The organism is Kribbella sp. C-35 (assembly GCF_046549195.1).
Taxonomy (GTDB): domain Bacteria; phylum Actinomycetota; class Actinomycetes; order Propionibacteriales; family Kribbellaceae; genus Kribbella.
Map to the genome: position 1 here is coordinate 446503 of NZ_JAJPWG010000002.1, position 11364 is coordinate 457866.

Genomic DNA, 11364 nt, shown 5'->3' on the forward strand with positions numbered 1-11364 from the left:
TGAGGAAGCGCGGAGGACCCGGACGTCGACTGGGAGGGCTCGACGACGGTGACCATCGCCGACGTGGCTTCGGCCGGCTGTGAGGTGGGGGGACTGCCTGGGGGGTCAGACAGAGGACACAGCCGGCCGGGCCACGAATCTGGATCCGCGCCCTTAGATCCCTCGCGGGGCATCGTCGATCCCCCAGGTCGTGGTGCCTCGCGAGGCCATGCCAGGCGGCGGGTAACCGTCCGCGACCGCGGCCAGTGGCGCCGCGCGGCCGGCCGACCAGGCGGCCCGGAAGGCCCGGCGCTCGAGCGACGCTTCGACCGCGGCTCGGGTGGCCTCGCAGCCGGCCTTCTCGATCTCCGGCACCGGCGCCCGGATGACTTCGCGGACCCCGTCGGCGGCACCGAGCAGGAAAGCGGCGTACTCGCTGCGTTCGCGTTGCTGTGCGACGGCAGCGAGCTCCTCGAGCACACTGGCCGACCGCCACCGATCCCCGAGATCGCGATGCTCGGCGAGGCTTTCGTCGAGCAGGTGTACGGCGCGGTCGGTCAGGCCACGTCGGCGTTCGACGATGCCGAGCTGGTTCAGCGACCAGGCGACACCCTCGCGGTACCCGAGCCGTTGCGACAGCGCGAGGCTCTCCTGCAACAGGTCCTCGGCCTCGACCAGCTCCCCGCCGTACTGTGCGATCGCGCCGAGGCTGATCAGCGACCAGGCGAGTCCTTCGCCGTCACCGACGACCCGGAAGCTGTCGCGAGCCCGTCGGCAGCGGCGCGCGCCGATCTCGAGATCGCCGCGGAGCCAGGCCACGAAGCCGAGGTGGTTGTGGGCCCAGGCCATCCCGGCCCGGTCGCCGAGGCTCTCGTACAGGTCGTAGCTCTCGCAGTGCAGATCTTCCGCTGCCCCGTAGTCGCCGCGCTCGCGTGCGACGCCGCCAAGGCGTTGCAGGACCAACGCGGTACCGGACGTGTCGCCGAGTTCCTTGTACTGCCGGAGCGCGATCTGGAGTCGCTCGGTCGCGGCGTCGTACTCGCACTGGAGGAACGCCAGCGTCCCGGCGCCCAGATTCGCTTTCGCGCACACGGGCGCAAGCTCCGCGATCCGTTCGGGCGGCACCGAGTCGCCGAGTTGCAGGGCCCGCTCGAGCCACTGGCTGCCCTCGGCGTAGTGCCCGCGAAGGTAGCAGAACAGCCACAGCCCACCGGCCAGCCGGAGTGCCTCGTCGACCGCGCTGGTCCGCAACGCCCATGCCATCGCGGATCGCAGGTTCGAGAGCTCACGGTCCAACCGGTCGAGCCACTCCCCCTGCCCCGGACCACGCAGGTGGTTCTCAGATTCCTCGGCCAGGCCGACGTAGTACCGCGCGTGCTGCTCGGCAGCCTCGTCCGTCTGCCCCACGGCCCGCAGACGGTCGGCCGCGAACTCCCGGATCACGCCGAGCATGTAGTACCGCGCGATGCCGCCGCGCCTGACCACCCGGATCAGCGACTTGTCGGCCAGCCGCCCGATGAGGTCCAAAGCCTCGACCCGGGTGGCGCCACCGGGCATGACCGCTGCGGCCGCGCCCAGCGTCCAGCCGCCCGCGAACACCGACAGCCGGGCGAACACCTGCCGCTCGGCCTCGCTGAGCAGTGCGTGGCTCCACTCGATCGCGCCGTACATCGACTGCTGGCGAGGGGACGCGGTGCGTGGGCCGCCGGCCAGGATGCCGAACGACGTCTCGAGCTCGCCCGCCAGTTCCTCGATCGTCATCACGTTCGTCCGCGCCGCGGCCAGCTCGATCGCGAGCGGCATGCCTTCCAGGCGGCGTACGACGCGCGCGACCTGGTCGAGCTCGCCGGTCGGGTCGTAGCCGCGGGCGCTGGCGCGCTCGACGAACAGCCGCACCGCTTCCGACGACTCCAACCGGTCTTCGTCGTGCGGCAGGGCCAGCGCGGGTACGACGTACACGCTCTCGCCCGGCAGTCGTAGCAGCTCGCGGCTGGACGCGAGGATCGCCAGGTTCGGGCAGTACTCGAGCAAGGTCGAGCAGACCTGCCCGACCGTCGCGACCAGGTGCGAGCAGTTGTCGAGCACGAGCAGCATCGTGCTCCGGCCGATCTGCGCAGCGATCTCTTCGACCAGCCGCGTGCTTTCCAGCAGATGCATGCCGACCGACGCGGCGACGGCGGGAGCGACGGCCGCGGCGTCGGTGACCGACGCGAGCGGCACCCAGCAGACGCCGTCCGGGAAGCTGTCCGCCACGTCGCCCGCGAGGGCCAAGGTGAGCCGGGTCTTGCCGACACCACCCGGTCCGGTCAAGGTCAGCAAACGAGTCACATGCTGCCCCAGCAGGCGCGTCGTTGCGGTGAGCTCGGTCGTCCGTCCGATCAGCTCGTTGATCGGCACGGGTGGTTGCCGCATCGGCGGCCGTACGGTGCCGGCCTCCTTGCGCGCCTCCGCCGTCAGGAGGGACCGCTCCGGCTCACCGAGCCGCAGGGCGTCCGCGAGCAGACGCAGTGTCTGCGCCCGCGGCGCACGCCGGCGTCCTCGCTCCAACGCCGCGATCGCGTCGACGCTGAGACCGGCGCGTTCGGCCAGCGCTTCCTGCGACAGCCCCGCCTCCCGTCGGTGCCGGCGCAGTAGTCCGCCGAACCCAGCTCCTTGTCCGTCGCCCGTGCCGCGGCGAGATCCGTCTGATGGCACAGGACGGCCCCACCCAGTCTCCGACCTTTACGTGGCGGCTGCCACGTACCAGCGAAAATATCGCGTTCCACACCCGGTTGTCAGTTATCCCGGGGAACTCCCCCAGAACTCATGCGGTCCGATCGTGGTGTGCGATCGCCATTCGCATGGCTTCCCGGGCTCGTTTCCGGTCACCCGCGGCGTCGTACGCCGTCGACAGCCGGAACCAGACCCGCCAGTCTTCGGGGGCCGCTTCCGCCTCCGCCTTGTACCGCCCGAAGGCCTCGTCCGCGGCGGCCCGGTCCACTCGGCCGGACGGCCGGCGCGGCAGATCGTCGACTGGCAGACCGCCTACCGCCTCCAGTTCGCGGGCCAGGAGCTCGGTCTGTCGCCCGAACTGGATTTCGCGCCAAACCAGGTACGCGCCGATCAGCGGGATCACCAGGACCGCGAGCCCGAGTACGACCGACACCGGCGTACCGACCTTGATCAGCAGCACACCGCGCCAGCCGATCAGCACCGCGTACGCGACCAACACGACCGCCAGCAGGATCGCGGTCTGCTTGGCCCTCATGTCAGGAGAGGTCCATGAAGTGCTCGAGCCCGACTGTCAGACCGGGCGCGCCGCCGATCCGCCGTACGCCGAGCAGGACGCCGGCCATGAACGAGACCCGGGCCATCGAGTCGTGCCGGATCGTCAGCGTCTCGCCCTCGTCGCCGAACAGGACCTCCTGGTGCGCGATCAGGCCGCGCAGCCGGACGCCGTGCACCCGGATCCCCTCGACGTCCGCGCCGCGGGCGCCGTCGAGTGCCGTCGTGGTGGCGTCCGGGATCGGGCCCGAGCCGGCCTCGCGGCGGGCGTCCGCGATCAGTTCCGCCGTACGCCGGGCCGTGCCGGACGGAGCATCCACCTTGTCCGGGTGGTGCAGCTCGACGATCTCGACGGACTCGTAGTACGGCGCGGCCTTCGCGGCGAACTGCATCATCAGCACGGCGCCGATCGAGAAGTTCGGCGCGATCAGTACGCCGGTCTCCGGGGACTCCTCCAGGAATCCGCGCAGCGTCGCGAGCCGCTCGTCGTCGAAGCCGGTGGTGCCGACGACCGTGTGGATACCGTGCTCGATGCACCAGGCCAGGTTGTCCATCACGACCTCGGGCCGGGTGAAGTCGACGACGACCTCGGCGCCGGCCTCGGTCAGCGCGTCGAGCGCGTCGCCCTGGTCGAGCTGCGCGACGAGCTCACAGTCGGCAGCCTCCTCGACCGCGAGGCACGTCTGAGCGCCCATCCTGCCCTTGGCCCCCAGGACACCGACCTTGATCATGCGACACCCTTTCTTCCCCGATCGAGGGAACAGTCTGTCCGAACTCCGGGGTTCAGGATCTCATCCGGCCGGTGGGACCGGCCGCTCGGCCTTCGGGATCCAGACAGCCAGGCCGATCGTCTGCCGCGCGGGCGCCAGCTGTTCGTAGTCGGCGCGGAAGTCCAGCCCGCAGCTGCGCAGAGCGTTGATCTCCAGGTCGGAGATCTCCCGGTTCAGGATCACGAGCGGCGGCCGGGACGGGCGCTCCTTCCGGCAGACCTCCTCGATACCGGCCGCGGTCCGCCCGCGCTCCTTGGGCGCGATCCAGGCCTCGCCGAGCGGGCGGCCGCCGAGCATCAGCACCAGGCCGGCCATCTTGTCGAAGGCGAGCATCGGCCGTCCGGGCGGCTCGGTGTACGGGCGGAGATCGGCGGCCAGGCGACTGAAGTTCTCCTCGGCCGGCGGCGACAGGTACATGCCGTCCAACGCGGGGATCGTCGCGGCCGCGGTCAGCTGCGAGTGGCCGACGGAGCGGTACGGGTACCGGAACAGGCCGGTGTACGCGATCGTCGCGGTCGCGGCCAGGGACCCGACCAGCACCAGTCCGACCGTCACCCGCGCCACGATCGGGGTCGCCCAGATGCCGGTCAGTACGGCGATCATGACCGCTGCCCAGGCGGCGAACGCGTTGAAGCCGATCGTGAAGAGCGGCGTGTTCGTGCCGAACGCCTGCACGAGCGGCAGCAGCACGAGCAGGGACAGAATCACCCAGGTCCGCGTGTTCTCGCGGCTCAACCGGGAGCGGGGAGTGACGCCGGCACGGCCCGCGATCACGGCACCGGCAGCGGCCACGACGGCGACCAGTACGGCGGCCAGCAGCGTCTCGGCGTACATCGGGATGTGTTGAGAGCCGCCCACTGCGCCGTCGTCGACGACAACCCGTCGGACGGACAGGATCAGCGCCACCAGGGCGAAGACCGCGGCGGCGATCCGGAGCCGGCGCCAGCGGGCGACGACCGCCACGGCAGTCGCGAGGAGTAGGAGGCCGTGCGCGCTCAGTGTCTGACCGATCAGTTTCATGGTGCTCGACCAGTAGAGCTGCAGCAGCTCGGCCGGCGAGTACGACGTACCGGCGATGAACCTGTTGACGTCGAGAATCCCCGGCACCGCCACGTTCAGCCGGACCACGAAAAGCTGCACGACGAGCGCGACGAGGGCCAGACCGCCGAGCGCGAAAAGGATGCCGCGGGCAACGGCTCGCCCGCCCTGACCGGCCAGTACGACCACCGCGGTGATCACGATCAGCCCGATCACCACGACCGAGGTCCACTTGGCCAGGACCATCACGCCGATCACCAGGCCGGCGACGATGAAGATCCAGTACGGGACCGGCGTACCGCGATCGACCGCGGTCGCCATCCACAGCACGCAGGACACCAAGCTCAGCGCCCCGAGCAGCACCACATCGTTGTAGCCGGGCGACTGCGGCAGCCAGCTATAACACATCCCGCCCGCGGCGAGAACGACCGCCGTACCCGCGGCCTCCCACAGCCGGGTCGGCGGCAGCCCTGGCCGTCGTCCGCGCAACCAGCGCATGAAGCTGTACCCGAAGACGAGGTGTACGACGACCACGGTGAACAGCCGGAAGAACCGGAGTTTCACGATGTCGTACCCGAACCACTCGAACACTGGGCCGTACAGATACTGCACGCCGGTCAACGCCAGCGGGTTCCTGTCCCACCACCGGTACGAGAGCAGGTAGTAGCCCTCGTCGGTGATGTCGAATCCCTCGTTGGCGGCCCGTCCCGCGGTGAGAATCCACCACGCCGCCAGCCCGCCGGCCACCACGATCACCCCGGTGAGCAGGACGAACCGTCTGCCTGCCGAGGAAACCGTACTCACGGCCGCAACCCTAGGCCATCACCCGACTGCTATCCCTCAGGCGGTTGAGTAGGCGGTTTGCGCGGCCTCCGCGAAGTGGCACGAGACGGTCTGGCCGGACTTGATCTCCCGGAGCTCCGGTACGTCGGTACTGCACTTGGCCTCCGCCCGCAGGCATCGGGTGTGGAACCTGCATCCGGACGGCGGCATCACCGGCGACGGCGGGTCACCGGCCAGCACGATCCGTTGCCGCCCCTGCCGCGCCAGACCGGGCTCGGCGGACAGCAGCGCCTGCGTATACGGATGCGCGGGTACGTCGTACACGTGCTGGTGCTCGCCCAGCTCGGCGACCTTGCCGAGGTACATGACCGCGACCCGGTCGGAGACGTGCCGGACGACGGACAGGTCGTGGGCGACGAAGATGATGCTGAGACCAAGCTCGCGCTGCAGCCGCATCAACAGGTTCACCACCTGCGCCTGCACCGACAGGTCGAGCGCCGAGACAGGCTCGTCGCACAGCAGTACGTCGGGATTCAGCGCGATCGCCCGCGCGATCCCGATCCGCTGCCGCTGCCCGCCGGAGAACTGGTGCGGGAACTTGGTCTCGTCCTCGGGGCGCAGACCGACCAGCTCGAGCAGCTCACGAACCCGGGTCCGGATCTCGACGCCCTTGCCGACGTCCGAGTGCACCTCGAACGGCTCGGCGACGATCTCGCCGACCCGCATCCGCGGGTTCAGGCTCGAGTACGGGTCCTGGAACACCACCTGGACGTTGCGTCGCCAGCGCCGCAGCTCGCGGCCCCGGAGCTTGCTGACGTCCACGCCGTTGTACTCAATCTGCCCCGCCGTCGGCTTCTCCAGGGCGGCGAGCAGCCGGACCAGCGTCGACTTCCCGCAGCCGGACTCGCCGACGATGCCGAGCGACTCGCCCTTGCGCAGCGTCACGTCGACGCCGTCGACCGCGCGGACGACGGTCTTGGCGCCGAAGTTCAGCGCCGGGCTGATGTCGTAGTGCTTCACGACGTTCGTTGCCACCAGCAACTCGTCGGCCATCAGACCGCCTCCCTCTGAGCGAGCGACGTACGCCGGATACACGCGGCCTCACGTCCGGGCGCGATCGTCAGCAACGGCGGCACCTCGGCCGCGCAGTCGTCGACCGCGATCGGGCACCGGGTCCGGAACGCGCAGCCGGACGGGATCGCCCGCAGCGACGGCGGCGTCCCGGGGATCGTCGGCAGCTCCTGGCCCTTGAGCTCGGCCGACGGCATCGAGCCCAGAAGCCCTTCGGTATAAGGGTGTACGGGGTGCTCGAGGGCTTCCGCCGTCGCGGCCCGCTCGACCACGTGGCCGGCGTACATCACGACGACGTTGTCGGCGACGTCCGAGACCACGCCGAGGTCGTGCGTGATCAGCACCACGCCCATGTCCCGCTCGGCCTGCAGTTCGGCGATCAGTTCCAGGATCTGCGCCTGCACGGTCACGTCGAGCGCCGTGGTCGGCTCGTCGGCGATCAGTACGTCGGGATCCAGCGCGAGCGCCATCGCCAGCATCACGCGCTGCCGCATCCCGCCGGAGAACTCGTGCGGATAGTCCTTCACCCGCTGCGCGGCGGCCGGGATCCGCACCTGGTCGAGCATCTCCGCTGCCTTTTTGAGAGCGTCCCGCTTCGACATCCCGCGGTGTACCCGGTAACACTCGGCGATCTGGGTCCCGACCGACTGCACCGGGTTCAGCGCCGACAGCGAGTCCTGGAACACCATCGTGATCCGGTCGCCGACGATCCGGCGCCGTTCGCGGGTGGTCATCTGGATCAGGTCCGCGCCGCGGTACTCCGCCGTACCGGACACGATCCGGCCCGGCGGCATCTCCAGGATCCCTGTCAGCGCCTGCGTCGAGACGCTTTTACCGGATCCAGACTCCCCCAGGATCGCAAGCATCTCGCCGGCCCGCACCTGCCAGGACACCCCGTCGACGGCCCGCACCGGACCCCGGGGAGTGTCGAACTCGACGGTGAGATCGTCGACCTTCAGCAGTACTTCGCCAGTGGCAGTCATCGCATCAGCTTCGGGTCGAGGGCGTCCCGGATCGAGTCGCCGATGATCATGAACGAGATCGTCATCGTGGAGATGAACAACGCCGGCCAGATGAACAGGTGCGGCGTGTCCCGGTACGACGCCGCGACGCCGAACTGCGAACCCCAGGAGATCGACGGCGGTTGCAGCCCGACCCCGAGGAACGTCAGCGCGGCCTCGAGCCCGACCATGCCGCCGATGCCGAGCGTGGTCATCGCCAGCAGCGGCGCCATCGCGTTCGGGAACACGTGTTTGCGCAGGATCCGCACCGGCGGTACGCCGATCGACCGGGCCGCGAGGACGTACTCGCGGTTGCGGACCGAGAAGACCGTGGCCCGCATCAGCCGCATCCCGCCCGGCCAGCCGATCAGCAGGATGACGCCGACGATGATCCAGATGCTCCGGTTGGCGACCGAGTTCAGGATCACGATCAGCACCACGATGCCGGGGATCGAGAACAGCACGTCGGCGGTCCGCGAGATCAGGGCGTCGACGAAACCCGGGAAGTACCCGGCCAGCAGACCGAGCGAGCCGGCCAGCACGAACACGCCGAAACTCGCACAGATACTGACCAGCACCGACGGCCGCGCGCCGTAGATGACGTTCGCGAAGTAGTCGCAGCCCTGGATGTCGAACCCGAACGGATGCCCCGAGCTGCGGCCCTGACGGCTCTTGGCCAGCTCGCAGAACCTCGGATCGGCGGACGTGAAAAGCTTCGGCACCGCCGCCATCGTGAAGAACGCGAGCAGCAGCAGGCTGCACACGATGAACTGCGGCTTGCGCAGCAGGGCCCGGAGCAGCTCGCGGTTGGACAGGGTGCGGCCGTCGCCGATTTCCTGCGCCTCGGCGCCGACCGCCGCGGTGATCTGTTCAGACATTGCGCACCCTCGGATCCAGGACGCCGTACAGGAGGTCGATCAGCAGGTTGATCAGGATGAAGGAGATGAACGCGAGCGTCGACAGCAGCACCACGACGCCGCCCTCCTTCAGCTTGATCGCCTGGAACATGAACTGGCCGAGCCCCGGCAGGTTGAAGATGCTCTCGGTGATGATCGCGCCGCCGAACATGCCGGCCAGATCGAGCCCGATGAACGTGACCACCGGCAGCAGCGCGTTCGGCAGGATGTGCCGCCACAGCACCCGCTGCTCGCCGAGGCCCTTGGCCCGCGCGGTCTTCACGAAGTCGGCGTTCACCGTCTCCACGATCGACGTCCGCAGCAGCCGGGCCAGGCCGGCGAACCCGAGGACGCCGATCACCAGCGCGGGCAGCAGGTACGAGCGCGGGAACCCTTCCAGCACACCGGACACCGGGAACCACTTCAGCTCGACCCCGAACAGGTACTGCGCGGCGAAGTACGCCACCAGTCCGGGCACCGCGAGCAGCACGAGTGTTGCCAGCAGCAACGACCGGTCGACCCAGCCGTTGCGCTTGAAGCCGGCGTAGATCCCGAAGAACAGCCCCAGCGTCCACTGCACGACGTTCGCCAGCAGCGTCAGCTTCAGCGTCACCGGGATCCGCAGCCGGAGCTGGTCGGCGATGTCCGCGCCCGCGAACGTCGTACCGAAGTGGCCGGTGAGGATGTCCTTCATGCTCAGCAGGTACTGGACGATGAAGGGGTCGTCCAGGTGGTACTGCGCGCGCTTGGCCGCCAGCACCGCGGCGGGGATCGGCTTGTCGCCGGCCAGCTCCCGCAGGGGGTCCCCGGGCATCGCGAAGACGAGCGCGAAGACCCCCAGCGTCACCAGCACACCGATCGGTACCGCCGCCACTGCACGGCGCAGGATGAAACGGATCACTTGAAAGTTGCCCAGAGTGCCGATACTCCGACGAACTTCGACACCCGCGGCTCGATCTTGGCCGAGTGCAGGTACGCGTTCGACTTCGTGTAGAGCGGGATCAGCGGCATGTCCTCGAGCGCGATGTCCTCGGCCTGCTGGTACAGCTTGATCGCCTTCTCCGGGTCCGGCTCGGCGTCGCCCTTGGCCAGTACGGCGTCCAGCGCCGGGTTGGCGTAACCGGCGAAGTTCGCGTCACCGTTGGACTTGAACATCGGCGTCAGGTAGTCCTCGATCGACGGGTAGTCGTGACCCCAGCCGCTGAAGCGCAGCCCGTCCAGCTTGCGGCTGTCGGCGAGCTCGCCGATCTCCGAGCTCTGCTTGCCGGTGTACTTGACGGTCAGGCCGAGGTTCTGCCGGAGCATGTTGCCGATCGCCTCGGCGAAGATCTGGCCGGTCGCCGACGAGGTGTTGTAGTTGATGTTCAGCGGGCCGGAGAAACCGCCGGCCTCCTGCAACAGCTGCTTGGCCTTGGCAGCGTCGAAATCGCAGTACTTGCAGGCGTTGTCGCGGTAGCCGGCCATGTCCGGCGCGACCAGGCCCTTGGCCGGCTCGGACAGACCGACGAGGTCGGCGAACGCCTTCCGGTCGATCGCCTCCGAGAACGCGTGCCGTAGCTTCGGGTTCTTGAAGCGCGGGTCCCAGGCCGGGATCACCAGATAGTTGGCGCCGGAGCTGATGCTGGTCACCCATTGGTCCGGGGCGTCGGTCTTGAAGCTCTTCACCTTGGTCGACGGCACGTCCACGAAGTCCACGTTGCCGGCCAGGAACTCGTTGTACGCCGTGTCCGCGTTCGGGATGAACCGATAGGTGATCGAGTCGGCCTGCGGGGCGGTGCCCTTGTAGCCGTCCCACTTGGCCAGCTTGATGTCGTCACCGGCGTTCCAGTCGGCGGCGAGCTTGAACGGGCCGTTGCCGATCGGCTTGCGCTTGTACGCGTCCGGGTTCTTCCGCACCTCTTCGGGCAGCGGCGCGAGGCCGAGGTACTGCAGCGTCAGGCCGAACTGCGAGAACGGCACCTTCAGCTTGACCGAGAAGGTCAGGTCGTCGATCTGCTTCAGGCCGCTCAGCGTCTTCACCGCGGTCGGCTTCGGCGTGGCGCCGTCCGCGGTCGGCGGGTTCAGGGCGTCGTACCCCTCGACCTTGGAGAAGAAGCCGTTGTTCTTCCAGGCGTTCGAGCCCATCGCGGTCATGTTCCAGCTGTCCACGTAGTCCTTCGCGGTCAGCGGCTGGCCGTTCTGGAACGTGTTGCCGGCCTTCAGCTTGATCGTCCAGGTCTGGCTGGTCTTGTCCGGCGTGACCGAGTCGGCCATCACGTTCTGCAGCTTGCCGGTCTCCGGGTCCGTGGTCACCAGCGGGGCGAACATCGCCATCGCGACCTGGATGCCCGGACTGCCGTTCTCGTTCAGCGGGTTGATGTACTCCAGCGGATCGGCAGCGATCGCGATGACCTCGCTCTTGCTGCCGGAGCCGCTGCCGGAGCCGCTGCTCTTCCCGTCTCCACACGAGGCGAGCACCAGAGCCAATCCCAGTGCCACCCCCACTACCCCAGTCAGACGTCGCACGGTCAAACCAACTTCCTCGGCGGGAGGGCCGCTAGGCGGGCGGATCAAGCGTCATGG

At 68.9% G+C, this 11364-nt stretch carries 9 protein-coding genes; all 9 read right to left on the reverse strand.

Annotated elements, in window-relative coordinates:
• Window positions 1-153 precede the first annotated feature (153 nt).
• Entirely contained in the window at window positions 154-2673 is a 2520-nt protein-coding gene (locus tag ACLJOO_RS14755) for an ATP-binding protein (protein ID WP_410787647.1), read from the reverse strand.
• Window positions 2674-2782: 109 nt separating this feature from the next.
• The gene (locus tag ACLJOO_RS14760) at window positions 2783-3226 is read right to left on the reverse strand and encodes a hypothetical protein (protein ID WP_410787648.1); all 444 of its coding nucleotides are present in this window, start codon (window positions 3224-3226) and stop codon (window positions 2783-2785) included.
• A gap of 1 nt (window position 3227) precedes the next feature.
• Window positions 3228-3974, reverse strand: a complete 747-nt coding sequence (gene dapB, locus ACLJOO_RS14765; RefSeq protein ID WP_410787649.1) for a 4-hydroxy-tetrahydrodipicolinate reductase — start codon at window positions 3972-3974, stop codon at window positions 3228-3230.
• Window positions 3975-4034: 60 nt separating this feature from the next.
• A complete protein-coding gene (locus tag ACLJOO_RS14770) occupies window positions 4035-5855 on the reverse strand; it encodes a hypothetical protein (protein ID WP_410787651.1) in 1821 nt (606 codons plus the stop codon).
• A 36-nt stretch (window positions 5856-5891) separates the two neighbouring features.
• Window positions 5892-6887: an ABC transporter ATP-binding protein gene (locus ACLJOO_RS14775; protein WP_410787652.1), complete on the reverse strand. Its 996-nt coding sequence runs from the start codon at window positions 6885-6887 to the stop codon at window positions 5892-5894.
• On the reverse strand, window positions 6887-7888 hold the full coding sequence (locus ACLJOO_RS14780) for an ABC transporter ATP-binding protein (RefSeq protein ID WP_410787653.1): 1002 nt from the start codon (window positions 7886-7888) through the stop codon (window positions 6887-6889). The genes ACLJOO_RS14775 and ACLJOO_RS14780 overlap by 1 nt, the downstream gene beginning before the upstream one ends.
• Window positions 7885-8784, reverse strand: coding sequence for an ABC transporter permease (locus ACLJOO_RS14785; protein WP_410787654.1), 900 nt, complete (start codon window positions 8782-8784; stop codon window positions 7885-7887). The genes ACLJOO_RS14780 and ACLJOO_RS14785 overlap by 4 nt, the downstream gene beginning before the upstream one ends.
• Window positions 8777-9703 carry an ABC transporter permease gene (locus ACLJOO_RS14790; RefSeq protein ID WP_410787656.1) on the reverse strand — a complete coding sequence of 309 codons (927 nt, stop codon included), beginning with the start codon at window positions 9701-9703 and terminating at the stop codon, window positions 8777-8779. Before ACLJOO_RS14790 ends, ACLJOO_RS14785 begins: the two co-directional genes overlap by 8 nt.
• Window positions 9700-11280 (reverse strand): ABC transporter substrate-binding protein, encoded by a 1581-nt coding sequence (locus ACLJOO_RS14795; protein WP_410787657.1) that lies wholly within the window; start codon window positions 11278-11280, stop codon window positions 9700-9702. Before ACLJOO_RS14795 ends, ACLJOO_RS14790 begins: the two co-directional genes overlap by 4 nt.
• Between the last annotated feature and the right edge of the window lie 84 nt (window positions 11281-11364).